Annotated in this window: 14 protein-coding genes; 13 read left to right on the forward strand and 1 reads right to left on the reverse strand. The window is 62.9% G+C overall.

From position 1 onward, the window contains the following. Nucleotides 1-14: 14 nt before the first annotated feature. Nucleotides 15-1673: an L-aspartate oxidase gene (nadB, locus tag T5B8_RS14690; protein WP_353179950.1), complete on the reverse strand. Its 1659-nt coding sequence runs from the start codon at nt 1671-1673 to the stop codon at nt 15-17. Between the two features lie 223 nt (nt 1674-1896). Here nadB and rpoE point away from each other — a divergent pair, with 223 nt between their 5' ends. From rpoE to rlmD, 13 genes are all read left to right on the forward strand, one after another. After that, a complete protein-coding gene (rpoE, locus tag T5B8_RS14695) occupies nt 1897-2472 on the forward strand; it encodes an RNA polymerase sigma factor RpoE (protein WP_353179952.1) in 576 nt (191 codons plus the stop codon). Nucleotides 2473-2479: 7 nt separating this feature from the next. Beyond that, nucleotides 2480-3172 carry a sigma-E factor negative regulatory protein gene (locus T5B8_RS14700; RefSeq protein ID WP_353179954.1) on the forward strand — a complete coding sequence of 231 codons (693 nt, stop codon included), beginning with the start codon at nt 2480-2482 and terminating at the stop codon, nt 3170-3172. Beyond that, nucleotides 3169-4188, forward strand: coding sequence for a MucB/RseB C-terminal domain-containing protein (locus T5B8_RS14705; RefSeq protein WP_353179956.1), 1020 nt, complete (start codon nt 3169-3171; stop codon nt 4186-4188). Before T5B8_RS14700 ends, T5B8_RS14705 begins: the two co-directional genes overlap by 4 nt. A 107-nt stretch (nt 4189-4295) precedes the next feature. Next, nucleotides 4296-5759, forward strand: coding sequence for a DegQ family serine endoprotease (locus T5B8_RS14710; protein ID WP_353179958.1), 1464 nt, complete (start codon nt 4296-4298; stop codon nt 5757-5759). 123 nt (nt 5760-5882) lie between these two features. Then, nucleotides 5883-7682: a translation elongation factor 4 gene (gene lepA, locus T5B8_RS14715; protein WP_353179960.1), complete on the forward strand. Its 1800-nt coding sequence runs from the start codon at nt 5883-5885 to the stop codon at nt 7680-7682. Between the two features lie 6 nt (nt 7683-7688). After that, entirely contained in the window at nt 7689-8468 is a 780-nt protein-coding gene (gene lepB / locus T5B8_RS14720) for a signal peptidase I (protein WP_353179962.1), read from the forward strand. A 105-nt stretch (nt 8469-8573) separates the two neighbouring features. After that, the gene (locus tag T5B8_RS14725) at nt 8574-8930 is read left to right on the forward strand and encodes a DUF4845 domain-containing protein (RefSeq protein ID WP_353179964.1); all 357 of its coding nucleotides are present in this window, start codon (nt 8574-8576) and stop codon (nt 8928-8930) included. Continuing rightward, a complete protein-coding gene (rnc, locus tag T5B8_RS14730) occupies nt 8917-9618 on the forward strand; it encodes a ribonuclease III (protein WP_353179966.1) in 702 nt (233 codons plus the stop codon). Before T5B8_RS14725 ends, rnc begins: the two co-directional genes overlap by 14 nt. Before the next feature lie 19 nt (nt 9619-9637). Then, the gene (era, locus tag T5B8_RS14735) at nt 9638-10531 is read left to right on the forward strand and encodes a GTPase Era (RefSeq protein ID WP_353179968.1); all 894 of its coding nucleotides are present in this window, start codon (nt 9638-9640) and stop codon (nt 10529-10531) included. Nucleotides 10532-11162: 631 nt separating this feature from the next. Beyond that, nucleotides 11163-11930 (forward strand): DNA repair protein RecO, encoded by a 768-nt coding sequence (recO, locus tag T5B8_RS14740; RefSeq protein WP_353179970.1) that lies wholly within the window; start codon nt 11163-11165, stop codon nt 11928-11930. Continuing rightward, nucleotides 11927-12688 carry a pyridoxine 5'-phosphate synthase gene (gene pdxJ, locus T5B8_RS14745; RefSeq protein WP_353179972.1) on the forward strand — a complete coding sequence of 254 codons (762 nt, stop codon included), beginning with the start codon at nt 11927-11929 and terminating at the stop codon, nt 12686-12688. Before recO ends, pdxJ begins: the two co-directional genes overlap by 4 nt. 112 nt (nt 12689-12800) lie before the next feature. After that, nucleotides 12801-13718 carry a cysteine synthase CysM gene (cysM, locus tag T5B8_RS14750; RefSeq protein ID WP_353179974.1) on the forward strand — a complete coding sequence of 306 codons (918 nt, stop codon included), beginning with the start codon at nt 12801-12803 and terminating at the stop codon, nt 13716-13718. A gap of 58 nt (nt 13719-13776) precedes the next feature. Next, entirely contained in the window at nt 13777-15117 is a 1341-nt protein-coding gene (gene rlmD / locus T5B8_RS14755; RefSeq protein WP_353179976.1) for a 23S rRNA (uracil(1939)-C(5))-methyltransferase RlmD, read from the forward strand. Nucleotides 15118-15144 lie beyond the last annotated feature (27 nt).

A 15144-nucleotide genomic window follows, 5' to 3' on the forward strand; every position in this document is an offset into this window, starting at 1 on the left:
CCGCGCGGCGTCGTCTATAGCGGCCGGTAACTCACGCCGGGCCCGACCCCGCGCGGATGCTCGGGCGAGAGCACGGTGTGCATCGCCCGCGGCAGGGTATGCGGGAAATCGCTGATGAAGTGCAGACCCCGGCTTTCGCGCCGATCCAGGGCGCTGCGGATGATCAGCTCGGCGACCTGGGCCAGGTTACGCAACTCCAGCAGGCCGGGGGTGACCCGGAAACTGCCATAGTAATCGTGAATTTCCCGGCGCAGCAGTTCGATCCGGTGCAGGGCGCGTTCCAGGCGCTTAGTGGTACGCACGATGCCGACGTAGTCCCACATGAAACGACGCAGCTCCTGCCAGTTATGCGCGACCACGACTTCCTCGTCGGAATCGGTGACCCGTGATTCGTCCCAGGCGGGCAGGGCGACCGGTTCGCTACGCTCGTCGCGGGTTTCGATATCGGCGGCCGCGGCGCTGGCATAGACGATGCACTCCAGCAACGAATTGCTGGCCATACGATTGGCGCCGTGCAGGCCGGTAAACGCGCATTCGCCGATGGCGTAGACGCCGGGGATATCGGTCCGCCCGGCCAGATCGGTAATCACGCCACCACAGGTGTAGTGGGCGGCCGGCACCACCGGCAGCGGTTCGGCGCTCATATCCAGACCCAGTTCGAGACAACGCGCGTTGATCGCCGGGAAATGTTTTTCGATGAACGGCTTGCCCGCGTGGGTAATATCCAGCCAGACGTGGGGCTGGCCGGTGCGCTTCATCTCTGCGTCGATGGCGCGGGCCACCACGTCGCGCGGCGCAAGTTCGGCGCGTTCGTCGTGACGGGGCATGAAGCGGCTGCCATCCGCCAGACGCAACACCGCGCCTTCGCCGCGCAGCGCTTCGCTGATCAAGAACGAACGCGCCTTGGGGTGATACAGGCAGGTCGGGTGGAACTGCATGAATTCCATGTTCGCCACCCGCGCGCCGGCACGCCAGGCCATGGCAATGCCATCGCCGCTGGCGGCATGCGGATTGCTGCTGTAGAGATAGACCAGATTCGCGCCGCCCGTGGCCAGTACGACCTGGTCGGCAGCGAAGGTGCGCACCGTATCGGCTTCGATATCGAGCACGTAGACGCCGCGACAACGCCCACCGGGCTCGTCGGCATCGGCGGTGACGATCAGCTCCACGGCCATATGCTGTTCGAACACGGTGATGTGCTCGCTGGCACGGGTCAGCCCCTCCAGCGTGGTTTCCACCGCACGGCCCGTGGCATCGTCGGCGTGGATGATACGACGGTGGCTATGCCCGCCTTCGCGGTTGAGATGATAGGCATAGCCGGATTCGGCCTCGTTTGCCTCCGCGCGTGTGAAAGGCACGCCGCGCTCGATGAGCCATTCGATGGCCTCGCGCGAGCGCGACACGGTATGGCGTACCGCGGCTTCGTCGCACAGACCGGCCCCGGCGGCCAGGGTATCGGCGACATGGGCATCCACGCTGTCCTCGGCGTCGAGCACCGCGGAGATGCCGCCTTGCGCATAGAGCGTGCTGCCCTCGGCCAGCGCGCCCTTGGAAATCACCGCGATACGCCGACCGCTGTGAGACAGGCGTAACGCCAGTGTGAGGCCGGCCGCGCCGCTGCCGACCACGACCACATCGAAGCGTTGACTGACCTGAGAATGGCTCGATTGCATGACGAAAGCACATTGCGTCGCTACACTGAGCACCTCGACGCGTGTGCGTCTCATTCGGTTGTGTAGCAAAAAGATGACGGCTGGCAGCATAGCGCAAAATCAGTGCGAACTTATTTGCGAATCCGTGGTCTACGTGGATGACGGCGTCTTGGTACGCAACAACGAAGAGGTTTATTCGCGCAACGATTGCTCTGGCTGTCCAGATGTCCGGCGCTGCAGATAGATGACTGAAGATGTCAGCGACGAGCAACTGGTAGCCCGTGCCCAGTCCGGTGACGATCGTGCTTTCGACTTGCTCATCCGCAAGTATCAGCACAAGGTCGTGAAGCTGGTGGCGCGCTACGTAAGCCCGGCGGATGCGCCGGACGTGGCACAGGAGGCCTTTATCAAGGCCTACCGAGCGCTCAACGGGTTCAAGGGCAATAGCGCGTTCTATACATGGCTCTACCGCATATCCATCAATACGGCGAAGAATTTTCTGGTGGCGCGCTCGCGGCGTCCTGCCAGCCAGGATATCGACGTCGCCGACGCGGAAGCATTCGGGCATACCGACCGGTTTTCGGAGCAGGACACGCCCGAGGCGCTGCTGGAAAGCGAAGAGATCCGCGATGCGGTGATTGGCGCCATCCGCGAATTACCCGAGGATCTTCGCACCGCGATCATGCTCCGCGAACTGGATGGCATGAGCTACGAAGAGATTGCACAATCAATGGATTGCCCGGTGGGCACGGTACGTTCGCGTATCTTTCGTGCCCGTGCGGCAATCGAGCAGAAACTGGTGTCCCTGTCGGACAAGTGAGGTCAGCATGAACGAGCAGTTTTCCGCATTTCTCGACGGCGAGGCCACACGCGACGAAACCGACGCGGTCATCAGCGCATTGCTGCGCGACGAACAACTGCGCGAAAGCTGGGGACGCCAGCACTGGTTGCGCACTACCTTGCGCGCCCACAACGGCGAAATGGCCGTACCCCTGGACTGTGGCTTTTCCGACCGGGTGATGGCGGCGATCGCCGAGGACCGCCCGGAAACGTCGGCCGCACGGCCCATCGCGGTGCCAATGCGCGTAGCCGCGCGCCGGCGCTGGCGCAGCATGGCCGGTCTGGCAGCAGTTGCCTCGGCGGCCGGCATCGTGCTGCTGGTGAGCAATCCCTTGCAGCGCGACGGTTTGCCCGGCGAAAGTATGGCGAATGCCTCGGACGGTTCGGTGCCCACGACCACGACGGTCGCCGCACAGGGCAATACCGCCAACGCAGGCGGTGCCAGTGCCATGGTGGCCTCGAACGAGCTGTCCAGTGACATGCTGCGTCAGGCCGGGCCCAGTCAGGCTGCAGTCCAGCGCGGGCCGGCGGATCACTGGTCGGTGTCCGACCCGGCGCTGGAAGACGAGCTCAACGGCTATCTCGTCGAGCACAATGGTCTGGCCCGCGGCTATGGCATGTCCGGCACCACGCCCGGCTTCGTGCGAGTCGCCACCTATGGGCAGGACACGCCGCAGTGACGAGAGCGCTTTCCGCGTTTCTCCTGCTGTTCGTTGTTACGGCGCTGCCCGGGGTCGCACAGGCCGCCGACGCCAAGTCACCGGCCAGCGCCGACAAGGCTTCTATCAACACGCTGCTTGCGCGCGCGTCGGAAGCCGTACGCCGCGAAACCTACCGCGGCATTCTCGTTTATCTGCGTGAAGGCCAGCTCGATACACTGCGGGTGATTCACCGCACGCAAAACGGGCTGGAACAGGAACGCCTGGTTTCGCTCACCGGCCAGCCGCGCGAAGTGATTCGCAAGGGCGGGGTGGTGACCTCGATTCTGCCCAACAGCAAGGTCGTGCTCATTTCGCGGCGCAAGCATGAAGGGCTGCTGGGCAGCGTTGCCCAGTTTTCGGCCGAGCGTATGCGCGAGCACTACCGCGTGCGCGATCTGGGCCAGCGACGATTGTCCGACCGGGTGGGCCAGCTGGTGAGTATCGAGCCGCTCGATGGCTATCGCTACGGCTATCGTATGCTCATCGACGAACAAACTCGTCTGCCGCTCAAGCTCGATCTGGTCAGCGGTAGCGATGTGCTCGAACAGCTCATGTTCACCCAGATCGAATTCCCGAAAACGATCGCCGACAGCGAATTCGAGCCCGGTTACGATATCCAGGGCTTTCGCGTAATCAAGCACGAGGCCGTTCAGGTCGAAGACAAGCCCGTGCCCGAAGACGCCTGGAAACCCACCGATCTGCCGCCGGGTTTCGAACTGGCGGAAGACGGCGTGCGGCGGGTCACCGAAACCGGTTTCGTGCGCCAGATGCTGTTTACCGACGGCGTGGCCACGGTATCGGCCTTCATCGCGCCGGCAGGCCTGCGCAAGCCGCTGGAAGGGGCCACGACCATGGGCGCGGTGAATGCCTATGGCCATGTCGTCGACGATACCCAGATTACTGTCGTGGGCGAGGTTCCGGCGCTGACGGTCAAGCAGATCGCCGAGAATCTGGTACGTGAAACCCGCTCGGCGAGCGATAACGCCTCGCCCTGACGCGTGCGCTGTTGCTGCGCTAACCTTGCCCGGAAGTCGACGCGCAGGCAGCGCTGGCGCGTCGCGATGTTTCGGCCCACCCGATGCCTGATCGAAAGCGAGTCGCCATGAATGCCAGAAACCGTGCTACGCAGGTACTGCTGCTTGTCCTGTTGAGCCTCGTGCTGCTCGCCGGCTGTGGCGACGACGAGCCCGCGCCGGCGACCGCGCCCCCGGCGCCGGGCGTGCAACTGCCGGATTTCACCGGGCTGGTTAAGCAGGTTTCGCCGGCCGTGGTCAATATCAGTGCGGTGCCACCGGAGGATACCCAGGCCGAGGGCGAAGCCGGCGGCGACAACCCGCTCGAAGGATGGCTACGCCGTTTCTTCGAAGAAGGGCCGCAGGGCCCGGGCGGGCAGGCGCCGATGCCGCCGCCGGGTGGCTCGCCGCATGCCTCGCTGGGTTCCGGCTTCGTGATTTCCCCGGATGGTTATATTCTGACCAACCGCCATGTGGTGGCCAATGCCGGCCAGATCGTGGTGAAGCTCAACGATCGGCGTCAGCTCATCGCCGACGTCGTCGGTCAGGACAGCTATAGCGACCTGGCGGTGCTCAAGGTGGACGCGACCGACCTGCCGACCGTCAAGATCGGCGATCCGGACAAATTGCCGGTCGGTTCCTGGGTGGTCGCGATCGGTTCGCCGTTCGGATTCGAAACCTCGGTGACCGCCGGTATCGTATCCGCCAAGCAGCGCAGTCTGGCCAGCGATCAGTATGTACCGTTCTTGCAGACCGACGTCGCCATCAATCCGGGCAATTCCGGCGGGCCGTTGTTCAATCTCGCCGGCGAAGTCGTGGGCATCAATTCGCAGATCTATAGCCAGACCGGCGGCTATCAGGGAGTGTCGTTCGCGATTCCGATCGATATCGCCATGGATGTGGCCAAGCAACTACGCGATACCGGGAGCGTCACTCGCGGCTGGTTGGGCGTACAGATCCAGGATGTGGATCGCGAACTGGCGGAATCCTTCAAGCTCAAACGCCCGGAAGGCGCGCTGGTTGCACGTGTCATGCCCGACAGTCCGGCCGAAGCCGCTGGCCTCGAGGCGGGTGATGTCATCCTTTCGTTCAACGATCAGCCGGTCGATTCGGCCGCGTCATTGCCGCCGCTGGTGGGCACGGTCGCGCCGGGCAAGAGCGCGAGCGTGACCGTGCTGCGCGACGGCGAGCGCGAAAATATCGATGTCACGATCGAGAAGTTGCCCAAGGATCTGGCCGCGGCCACACAAGCGCCAGAGGCCGAAAAACCGGCCGAGCAGCCGTATGGCCTGACGCTGGAATCGCTGGATACGGCGGCCCGGCGCGAGCTGGGGCTCGAACAGGGCGGTGTGCGCGTTACCGAGGTCGCCGATGGTCCGGGCGCGCGTGCAGGTATCGAGCCCGGCGATATCGTGCTCGCGGTCGGGTCGCGTCATGTCGAAGACGCAGCCTCGCTGCGCAAGGCGCTCGACAAGGCCGACGGCGCGGTCGCGCTGCTGGTCTGGCGCGATGGCACCCGGCTTTATCTGGCCATGCGGCCGAAAAACGAATGACCCGAGGGCCGGCCGGCTGAAACGCGCGCCGTTGAGCGCGTATACTCTAGTCTGATCGCATCGCCCCGGTTTATGCCGGGGCGATTGTTTTATGTCGCCATCGCGCGCCGCAGCGAAGTCCTGATGCAATCACGCATACGTAACTTTTCCATCATCGCCCATATCGACCACGGCAAATCCACGCTCGCGGATCGTTTCATCCAGGCGTGCCGCGGGCTCACCGAGCGCGAAATGGCCGAGCAGGTGCTTGACTCGATGGATCTCGAGCGCGAGCGCGGGATCACCATCAAGGCCCAGGCGGTCACGCTCGATTATGAAGCGGCCGACGGCGAAACCTACACGCTGAATTTCATCGACACGCCCGGGCATGTCGATTTCTCCTACGAGGTGTCGCGGTCGTTATTCGCCTGCGAAGGCGCGCTGCTGGTGGTCGACGCCTCCCAGGGCGTGGAAGCCCAGAGCGTGGCCAATACCTATACCGCGATCGAGCAGGATCTCGAAGTCCTGCCCGTGCTCAACAAGATCGATCTGCCCGCGGCCGATCCCGACCGCGTGGCCCAGCAGATCGAAGACGTCATCGGTATCGATGCCACCGATCGGCTGCTGTGTTCGGCCAAGTCTGGCGAAGGCATCACCGAGGTGCTGGAAGCGATTATCCGTCGGATTCCGCCGCCGGAAGGCGATCCGGAGGCGCCGCTGCAGGCGCTGATCGTGGATTCGTGGTTCGACAACTATCTGGGCGTGGTATCGCTGGTGCGGATTCGCAATGGCCGGCTGGCCAAGGGCGATCGTATGAAGGTGATGTCCACCGGGCGCGAATATCAGGTCGACGATATCGGCATCTTTACGCCCAAGAAGAAAGCCCTGGATGCGCTCGAAGTCGGCGAAGTCGGCTATGTGATTGCCGGCATCAAGGATATCGACGGTGCGCCGGTGGGCGATACGCTCACCCATGCGCATGCCCCCTGTGCCGAGCGCGTGCCCGGTTTCAAGCAGGTGCAGCCGCGGGTGTTCGCGGGCGTTTTTACCGTTAATTCGGACGATTACGAGGATTTTCGCGATGCGCTGTCCAAGCTGCGCCTGAACGATTCCTCGCTCAACTACGAACCGGAGACCTCGGCGGCGCTGGGGTTCGGCTTCCGGATCGGCTTTCTGGGCATGCTGCACATGGAAATCGTGCAGGAGCGCCTGGAGCGCGAGTATGGCCTGGACCTGATCACCACTGCGCCGACGGTGGTCTACGAGGTGCTCACCACCTCGGGCGAGGTGCAGGCGATCAGCAACCCGCAATCGCTGCCGAGCGTAGGCGAGATCGAGGAAATACGCGAGCCGATCATCCATGCCAGCATTCTCATGCCGCAGGAGTATGTCGGCCCGGTGTTGCAGCTGTGCATGGAAAAGCGCGGCGTGCAGAAAGACATGAACTACATGGGCAATTCCGTGGCCATGAACTTCGATCTGCCGCTGTCGGAGGTCGTGCTCGACTTCTTCGACCGGCTGAAATCGGTATCGCGCGGCTTTGCTTCTTTCGAGTACGATTTCGCCCGGTTTCAGGCCGCACAGCTGGTGCGTCTGGATGTATTGATCAACGGTGAAGCGGTGGATGCGCTCGCGCATATCGTGCATCGCGACAAGGCCTACGAGCGCGGCAAGATTCTGGTCGAAAAGCTCAAGAAGATCGTGCCGCGCCAGATGTTCGATGTGGCTATTCAGGCCGCGATCGGCACGCGCATCGTCGCGCGCTCGACGGTCAAGGCCATGCGCAAGAACGTCACCGCCAAATGCTACGGCGGCGACGTATCGCGCAAGCGCAAGCTGCTCGAAAAGCAGAAAGAAGGCAAGAAGCGCATGAAGCAGGTCGGTAGCGTGGAAATTCCGCAGGAAGCGTTTCTTGCCGTGCTGTCGACCGACGATTCGGACTAGTCGACCATGAACAACGTGCATATGGACTTCGAAGCCTGGCTCGCGATCGCCACCATCGCGACGGGCATCATCTGGCTCATCGATCGGCTGGTGCTCGCGCCCAAGCGCAACGAGCACCAGGAGCCCAATGGCTTCATCGAGTTCGCACGGTCGTTTTTTCCGGTGCTGCTGGCGGTATTGCTGCTGCGCGCGTTCGTATTCGAACCGTTCCGGATTCCCTCCAAGTCCATGGTGCCCACACTGCTGGTGGGCGATTTCGTGCTCGTCAACAAATTCAGCTACGGCCTGCGCGCGCCGGTGTTTCATACCAAGTTTCTCGACCTGGGCGAACCTGAACGCGGGGATGTGGTGGTATTTCGCTATCCGCCCGACCCCACCAAGGACTACATCAAACGCGTGATCGGCATGCCCGGCGATCAGATCACCTATGCCGATGAGCATCTGTTCATCAACGGTGAGCCGGTCGAACTCGAGCAGATGGGCGTCTATGACGGGCCCGACGCCGATGCGCTGTCGACGATGCACGAGTTCATGGAAACCCTGCCTGAAGGCATGAAACATCCGGTCCTGCAGGTGGACGGGCGGCGCGGGCCGGATATCAGTGTCACGGTGCCGCAGAACAAGTATTTCGTGATGGGCGACAATCGCGACAACAGCGCCGATTCACGTGTCTGGGGGTTCGTGCCGGAGCAGAATCTCGTCGGCAAGGCCTTCATGATCTGGATGAGCGTGGATTTCTCGGAATTCGACGTGCGCTTTTCGCGGATCGGTCATATTCTCCACTGAAGGGCCGATAACGGATAAAACCCAGTCGAGCGCGATATGTTGCAAGCCACCGCAAAACCTCGTTCCAATGCCTTGACCGCCGTTAACCGCCAACACGGGCTGACGATGTGGTCGCTGATCTATGTGCTGTTCACCCTCGGTCTGCTGTTGCTGGTCGCGATCAAGAGCGTGCCGGTCTATCTGACCGCCTACGATATTCGCGAAACCATCGAATGGGCCGCCGAGCAGCCCAAGCTCAAGACTGCGCCGGCCGCCGCGATCCAGCAGGCGATCCAGCGGCGCTTCGATGCCGGCTATGTCGACAACCTCACCGGCCGCGACGTGGCGGTGAGTCGCGTGGCCGGCGGTGGGCGCGAGATTTCGGTGGCCTATGAAGTGCGCCGCCCGCTGCTGTTCAATGTGTCCATGGTCTATTCATTCGAGGAAAAAGCGCTGTTGACCGGTAACAATGGGGCCGAGTGATACCAATCGCGAACAGGCGCGCGCCGCGCTCGAGCAACATCTGGACTACGCGTTTCGCGATCGGTCACTGCTCAATCGCGCGCTGACCCATCGCAGCGCCGACACCGACCACAACGAGCGCCTCGAGTTTCTGGGCGATGGCGTGCTCAATTTCACCATCGCAGCCGCGCTGTTCGAACAATGCGCGGACGCCCCGGAAGGCGATCTGTCGCGTCTGCGCGCTTCGCTGGTTAGAGAAAACACATTGGCGGCGATTGCCGGCGAGATCGAACTCGGTGCGGCGATCGTGCTCGGGCCGGGCGAAATGCGCAACGGCAGCCGTCGGCGTGCCTCGATTCTGGCCGACGGCGTGGAAGCCCTGTTGGGCGCAATCTATTGCGAAGCCGGGTTCGCGGCCGTGCAGAAGGTCATCCTGCATCTATATGCAAAACGCCTCGCCAATCTACCCAGTGCGGCGAGTCTCAAGGACGCCAAGACCCGTTTGCAGGAGTGGCTGCAGGCGCGTGCACGCAGCCGCCCCGAATACGAACTGGTGGAGGTCAGCGGCGCCGATCATTGCCAGCATTTCGTTTCGCGTTGCCGACTGACCGATAGCGGCGACAGCGTCGACGGCGAGGGCGGTGGCCGGCGCAAGGCCGAACAGGACGCCGCCCGGCGCATGCTGGCACAACTCGGCGCCGACTCATGACAGCAAAGGACAGGAATTGATGAGCGATACCTCCACGACCCGCAGCGGCATGGTCGCCCTGGTGGGTCGGCCCAACGTCGGCAAATCGACGCTGGTCAATGCGCTGGTGGGCGAGAAGGTGAGCATCGTCACCCCCAAGCCGCAGACCACGCGCCACCGCATTATCGGTGTGCTCACCCAGCCGGGTTTGCAGATCGCGCTGGTGGACACACCCGGGCTGCATACCGGCCAGCGCAGCGCGCTCAACCGCGTGCTCAATGAAACCGCGATGTCGAGCCTGGCCGGTATCGATGTGGTGCTGTTCGTGGTCGAAGCGGGCCAATGGCGCGCCGAAGATGCGGCCGCGCTCGAACGTCTGGCCTCGATTCGCACGCCCGTGGGCCTGGTCATCAACAAGGTCGACCGGGTGGCCGACAAGGCCGAACTGCTGCCGTTCATCGAGCAGATGAACGCACGCCGCGAATTCGCCTTTATCGCGCCCGTATCCGCACAAAAACACAAGAATCTGGATTCCGTGGTCGCCGAGTGCGCACAGCGCATGCCCGAAGGCCCGTTCCTGTTTCCCGAGGATGAATACACCGACCGCAATCTGCGCTTCATCGCCGCGGAAACGGTGCGTGAAAAGCTCACGATGTACATGCAGCAGGAACTGCCGTATTCGGCCGCGGTGGAAATCGAACGCTTCGAGCAGGGCGGCGAGCAGATCGAAATCCATGCCTGTATCTGGGTATCGCGCGAAAACCACAAGGCCATGGTGATCGGCAAGGGCGGGGCCATGCTCAAAAAAATCGGCCGTGCCGCCCGCCTGGACCTGGTCGATCGCCTGCAGCATCGTGTGGATCTGCGCCTGTGGGTCAAGGTGCGCGAAAACTGGATCGACAGCGAAGCCAGCGTACGTGACCTGGGGCACTGACCGCCGCTTTCCGACGGCGGTTATCCGCAAATCAGCGCCAACTTGATTATGCATAAACTCGGTCGGCCGTTCTCAAGCAAGCCGGTGATCCGCAAATAAACGCGAAGACACGCGAATAAGACAAGGGCAATGCGAGTGCGTCATGAGCGAGCCTGGCGGGCCGGATGACTCGCGGTGTATACGCGTGGTCTGCCATCAATCTGAATTCAATTTGCGTTCGTTCGCGAAGAAGCTGTTTGAGTCTCACCCGAAGCGGCGATTACCGCCGCAAGCCCGTTACACGGCGTGGTGTGTTTCGGGTTTGAAAGAAGTTGCGGTCCGCAAATGAACGCCAATGAACGCGAATAAGACAAAGGCAATACGAGGGCGTCATTGGCGAGCCCGGCGGGTAGGGGCGGCGCGGCGGTTACCCGCGGCGTTGCACTCATACGGATTCAATTTGCGTTTATTCGCGTTCATTCGCGGACAAGATTTTTTAGCGTAATCGGCTGATCCGCTCATATATCAGTGAAGTTTTATTTGCGGCTAATGGGCGTCTATTCGCCGATAAAGCAGCGGTATACGACTCGACGGATTGATCTGGCTTATATTGGCTGCGATTCGCCGGCAGCGGTGCGTTCTGTGTTCGATTATGCGTATTGAGTTAACCCCCGCGATCGTGCTGCATCGCCGTGCATGGCGTGACACGAGTTTCATCGTCGAGGCATTCTCGCGTGAGCATGGGCGCATCGGCGTGGTGGCCAAGGGCGCGCGCCGGCCCAAGTCGCGCTGGCGCGGACTGCTGGAACCGCTGGCCGCGTTGCAGTTGTCCTGGTCCGGGCGCGGCGAGCTGTATACGTTGACCGATGTCGAAACCACGCGTCGGCATACGCTGGCCGGCAACGCGTTGATGGCGGGATTCTATGCCAGTGAACTGGTCATGCGCCTGACCGCCCGCGACGATCCGCATGCCGCGATTCACGACAGCCTCGCCGCACTACTGGTCGCGCTCGACGACGGGGCACCGGCGGTGGTGGCCCTGCGTTTTTTCGAGCGCGATCTGCTCGACGAACTGGGTTACGGCGTGCCTTTGGATATCACCAGCGATACCGGCGAGCCGGTCGAGGCCACACTCGAATACGTCTACGCGCCTGAACTGGGTCTGCGGCGGCGTCTCGGGCCTGTAGATGAAGATGAAGTCGCCGTTGCGGGCAGTGCGCTACAGGGACTGGTCAGCGGACGCTTTGGCGGGCGATCCGACGTGCACGCTGCCCGAGTTCTCATGCAACGGGCGATCGCACCGCATCTTGGACCGCAACCCTTGAAATCCGTGCAAACGCTCAAAGCAATGCAGGCATTCAAGGCGTCACAGGTGACGCCGACCAAGCCCGATCATCCGTCTTCCGGAGACCAAAAATGACCGAAACCCGTACCGGCCATGCACCCCTGCGTCTGGGCGTGAACGTGGATCACGTGGCCACACTGCGCCAGGCGCGTGGCACCCACTATCCGGACGTGGCCGAAGCCGCGCGCGCGGCCATGGCAGCCGGGGCCGACAGTATTACCGTGCACCTGCGTGAAGACCGGCGTCATATCCACGATGCCGATGTCGAAGCGCTCACCGCCGCCGGTGACGTGCCGGTGAACCTGGAGATGGCGCTCACTGACGAGATGCTGGCGATCGCCGAGCGGCTCAAGCCGCGCGATGCCTGTCTCGTTCCGGAAAAGCGCGAGGAACTCACCACCGAAGGCGGCCTGGACGTGGCCGGCCAGATCGAGGCGGTACGCAGTGCGCTGCACCGACTCCAGGGCGCCGGAATTCAGGCGTCATTGTTCATCGACCCCGAGCGCCCGCAGATCGCGGCCGCGGCCGAGGCCGGCGCGGGTTTCATTGAACTGCATACCGGCGCCTATGCCGATGCCACCGACGACGGCGAGCGTGATCGCCAGCTCGAACGGATCGTGACGGCCGCCGCGCAGGCGCGACAATTGGGCATTCAGGTCCATGCCGGCCATGGGCTGACCCGCGACAACGTGGGCGCCATTGCGGCAATCGAGGCGATCGAGGAGCTCAATATCGGCCATGCCCTGATTGCCGATGCGGTATTCGTCGGCCTGGCCGAAGCGGTGCGCGAAATGCGTGCGGCCATGGATGCCGGGCGGCGTGCGTTGCGCTAGTTGAGTGGCGCAACGCGATCCCTCTTTTCTCGGTCATTCCCGCGCCGTGGCCGGCGTTGCCAGCGCTTGGCACGGACTCGCATGAAACGGCAACAAGCCCTAAACTTCGCCAATGAATAGAAAGAACAGTTATCCGACGCTCGATCATTTCGTTGGCCAGAGCGCGCTGACCCGGCTGCAACGTCTGCCCGAAAGCTATTCGGCCCATGCCTCGAACACGCTGCTGGCCAAGCTTGAAGGCGACAACCCGGCCGGTTCGGTCAAGGACCGCCCGGCCTACAGCATGATCCGGCGCGCCGCCGAACGCGGCGATATCAAACCCGGCGATACGCTCATCGAAGCCACCTCCGGCAATACCGGCATCGCGCTGGCCATGGTCGCGGCCATGCAGGGCTATCGCATGGTGCTGATCATGCCGGAGAACATGAGCGAGGAGCGGCGTGCCTCGATGCGCGCTTATGGCGCCGAGATCATCTCCGTGTCCGAGGCCGAGGGCATGGAAGGCGCACGCGATCTGGCCGCCGAAATGCAGCGCGACGGCAAGGGGCTGGTGCTCGATCAATTCGCCAACCCGGACAACCCGCGCGCCCACTACGAAACCACCGGCCCCGAGCTGTGGCAGGCCACGAACGGGCAGATCACCCATTTCGTGGCCACCATGGGCACGACCGGCACCATCATGGGTTGCTCGCGCTATCTCAAGGAGCAGAATCCCGATATCCAGATCATTGGCGTGCAGCCGGCGGGCGAATCCAAGATACCGGGCATCCGGCGCTGGCCCGAGGAATATCTGCCCAAGATATTCGAACCCGAACGCGTGGACCGTGTCATCGACGTGGAACAGGCAGACGCCGAAACCGCCATGAAACGTCTGGCTCGTGAAGAAGGCATCTTCGCCGGGCCGTCGTCGGGCGGCAGCGTGTTCGCGGCATTGAGCGTTGCTCGCGAGGTGGAAAACGCCACCATCGCCATGATCATCTGCGATCGCGGCGATCGCTATCTGTCGACCGGCGTCTACGACAAACCGTGAGCGGGGTGTCGTATCGGTTGCTGGGCGCCGCGTCGCGCTGCGTCAGGCATGTAATCCGATGAGTCGTCGCCAACGCCGGCGTAAGCCGGCCGATCGGGGGCTCGTCGATATCGTGGATCTGGCCAGTAACGCCCGCGGCGTCGGTCATGTCGACGGCAAGGCGATATTCGTCGCGGACACCTTGCCAGGTGAGCAGGCGCTCTACCGGCCCACCAAGCAGAAGAAGAAGTACGAGGAAGCCGCGCTCGAAACCCTGTTTTCGGCATCGGATAAACGCGTCACCCCACGTTGTGCCCATTTCGGCCTGTGCGGCGGTTGCGCGCTTCAGCACGCAGGCGAGGACGCCCAGCTCGAATTCAAGCAGGGCCAACTCCTGGCCGCGCTCGAGCGGGTCGGCAAGGTCGAGCCGGATACCGTGCTCGCACCGTTGGTGGATACCCGCTGGGGCTATCGCCGGCGCGCGCGCCTGGGCGTGAAATACGTCGAAAAGAAGGGCGGCACACTGGTGGGTTTTCGCGAGCGCGGTGCGCCGTTCATCGCGCTGCTCAAGCGTTGCGAGGTACTGGTCGCGCCGGTAGGTAATCGCCTGACCGATCTGGCCGCGCTCATCGACGGTCTGTCGATACGCGAACGCCTGCCGCAGATTGAAGTCGCCGCCGGCGATAACGCCATTGCGCTCGTCTTTCGGGTGCTCGATGAGCCGACCGAGGCCGATCGGGCGCGCCTGCGTGAATTCGGTGAGCGCTTCGATTTCTCCATCTATCTGCAGCCAGGCAACGAAGACACCATCGCACCGCTCGACGGCGATGCGCCGGCGCTCTATTACGAGTTGCCGGCCTGGGATGCACGGCTGTATTTCAAGCCCAACGATTTCGTGCAGATTCATGCCGGCATCAATGCCCGCATGATCGACCAGGCGCTGGAACTGCTGGATGTCGATGCGTCGCACGATGTGCTCGAGCTGTTCTCGGGCCTGGGTAATTTCTCCGTGCCGCTGGCGCGCAAGGCCCGGCGCGTGATTACCGTGGAAGGCGAGGCCGGCCTGGTCGAGCGTGCGCGTGACAATGCACGCCGCAACGGCGCGGATAACATCGAAGCGCATGTCGCCAATCTGTTCGAGCCACCGGAAGACGCGGCGTGGCGCCAGGAAAAGGTCGATCGTGTGCTCATCGACCCGCCGCGTTCGGGGGCAGCCGAAATGCTGGAATCGATTGCTGCGACCGGTGCCGAGCGTATCGTCTACTGTTCCTGTCATCCGGCTACGCTCGCGCGGGATGCCGGCGAGCTCGTACATCGGTATGGCTACCGATTGACCCATGCGGGCGTAATGGACATGTTTCCGCATACCGCCCATGTCGAATCGATGGCGGTTTTCGTCAAGCAGGGCACGCACGGGTGACGTAGCGGCCCACGCTGCGTTTTTTCG

Source organism: Salinisphaera sp. T5B8, assembly GCF_040361255.1.
Taxonomy (GTDB): domain Bacteria; phylum Pseudomonadota; class Gammaproteobacteria; order Nevskiales; family Salinisphaeraceae; genus Salinisphaera.

What these genes read in the sequence shown, in the direction of transcription:
- pdxJ (WP_353179972.1), top strand. Translation starts at nt 11,927, where the DNA reads ATGACCGAAACCCGTACCGGCCATGCACCCCTGCGTCTGGGCGTGAAC.
- rlmD (WP_353179976.1), top strand. Translation starts at nt 13,777, where the DNA reads ATGAGTCGTCGCCAACGCCGGCGTAAGCCGGCCGATCGGGGGCTCGTC.
- rnc (WP_353179966.1), top strand. Translation starts at nt 8,917, where the DNA reads ATGGGGCCGAGTGATACCAATCGCGAACAGGCGCGCGCCGCGCTCGAG.
- recO (WP_353179970.1), top strand. Translation starts at nt 11,163, where the DNA reads ATGCGTATTGAGTTAACCCCCGCGATCGTGCTGCATCGCCGTGCATGG.
- T5B8_RS14725 (WP_353179964.1), top strand. Translation starts at nt 8,574, where the DNA reads ATGTGGTCGCTGATCTATGTGCTGTTCACCCTCGGTCTGCTGTTGCTG.
- lepB (WP_353179962.1), top strand. Translation starts at nt 7,689, where the DNA reads ATGAACAACGTGCATATGGACTTCGAAGCCTGGCTCGCGATCGCCACC.
- T5B8_RS14710 (WP_353179958.1), top strand. Translation starts at nt 4,296, where the DNA reads ATGAATGCCAGAAACCGTGCTACGCAGGTACTGCTGCTTGTCCTGTTG.
- cysM (WP_353179974.1), top strand. Translation starts at nt 12,801, where the DNA reads ATGAATAGAAAGAACAGTTATCCGACGCTCGATCATTTCGTTGGCCAG.
- T5B8_RS14700 (WP_353179954.1), top strand. Translation starts at nt 2,480, where the DNA reads ATGAACGAGCAGTTTTCCGCATTTCTCGACGGCGAGGCCACACGCGAC.
- era (WP_353179968.1), top strand. Translation starts at nt 9,638, where the DNA reads ATGAGCGATACCTCCACGACCCGCAGCGGCATGGTCGCCCTGGTGGGT.
- rpoE (WP_353179952.1), top strand. Translation starts at nt 1,897, where the DNA reads ATGACTGAAGATGTCAGCGACGAGCAACTGGTAGCCCGTGCCCAGTCC.
- nadB (WP_353179950.1), bottom strand. Translation starts at nt 1,673, where the DNA reads ATGCAATCGAGCCATTCTCAGGTCAGTCAACGCTTCGATGTGGTCGTG.
- lepA (WP_353179960.1), top strand. Translation starts at nt 5,883, where the DNA reads ATGCAATCACGCATACGTAACTTTTCCATCATCGCCCATATCGACCAC.